Annotated in this window: 2 protein-coding genes; both read left to right on the forward strand. The window is 76.3% G+C overall.

Going from position 1 to position 1,261, the window contains the following annotated elements; translation table 11 throughout:
* On the forward strand, positions 1–335 hold a 335-nt coding region (locus SSNG_RS01375; RefSeq protein WP_129593371.1), incomplete at its 5' end, for a helix-turn-helix domain-containing protein.
* Between the two features lie 267 nt (positions 336–602).
* Positions 603–1,261: methyltransferase domain-containing protein (locus SSNG_RS01380; RefSeq protein WP_007261987.1), on the forward strand; the 659-nt coding region annotated here is incomplete at its 3' end.

Here is a 1,261-nt window from a genome sequence, read left to right on the forward strand (position 1 = left end):
TGCGGTTCGCCACCGCGCGCGAACCCGTCGTCCGCTACGCGGCGTTGGGCGCGCTGGCGCTCCTGGCGGAGGTGCCGCGGGAGGTCCTGCGCGGCAACCCCGACGTGGCGGCGCTGGCCCGGCTGGCCGGCAGCCCGGAGGACCTGGAGACGCTGGACGCGTACTGCGCCACGGGGTCGCTGCGCCGGGCGGCCGACCTGCTCCACCTGCACCACAGCAGCGTGGCCCGCAGGATCGAGCAGATCGGCCGGGTCCTGGAGCTCGACCTGAGCGGGGCGCCCGGGCTGTGCCGGGCCGGGCTGGCGCTGGCCGCGTGGCGGCTGCTCGCGGAGTGAGGGCGCGCGCGGTGCCGTTCCCGGGAGCGGCACCCCGTCGGCGTCACGCCGTTGTCGGTGTTGGTGCCCGGTCCGTCGTCGAGGTCGTCGTCGCCGACGTCGCCGAAGAGGAAGCGCGTTGCGGGTGGAGGGCACGGGCGGGCACCTTTCACCCGGGTTCCACCTGAGCGGACGCGTACCCGCTGCCGCCGGGCCGGGCGCCCGCCGGGTTCCTATGCTCGAAGGAGGACGGCCATCGGCACCGTACGGACGAGGGAGGCGGATGGCATGACGGAGACGGCGGACGCGCGCGAGGCCGACCGCGCGCTCAAGGCGAAGCACCGGACGATGTGGGCGCTGGGCGATTACCCGGCGGTCGCCACCCAGGTCGTGGCGGGGCTCGGGCCCGCGCTGGTCGAGGCCTGCGGGGTGAAGGACGGGGACCGGGTGCTGGACGTCGCCGCGGGGTCGGGCAACGCCTCGATCCCGGCCGCGCTGGCCGGCGGCGACGTGGTGGCCTCGGACCTCACGCCCGAGCTGCTGGCCGTGGGGCGCAAGGAGGCCGAGGCACGCGGTGCCGTGCTGAGCTGGCAGGAGGCGGACGCGGAGGCGCTGCCGTTCGACGACGCGACCTTCGACACGGTGATGTCCTGCGTCGGGGTCATGTTCGCCCCGCACCACCAGACCGCCGCCGACGAGCTGGTGCGGGTCTGCCGGCCCGGCGGGACGATCGGGCTGCTCAGCTGGACCCCGGAGGGCTTCATCGGGCAGATGTTCGCCGCCCTGAAGCCGTACGCTCCGCCGCCCCCGCCGGGGGCGCAGCCGCCCCCGCTGTGGGGGAACGAGGAGCACGTGCGGACGCTGCTCGGCGACCGCGTCACCGGCGTCGAGGCGCGCCGGCGGGCGCTGCGCGTGGACGCGTTCCGGGAGCCGGAGGACTTCCGGGA

Origin of the sequence: Streptomyces sp. C (assembly GCF_000158895.1) — a bacterium.
In the GTDB taxonomy this organism is placed as follows: domain Bacteria; phylum Actinomycetota; class Actinomycetes; order Streptomycetales; family Streptomycetaceae; genus Streptomyces; species Streptomyces racemochromogenes.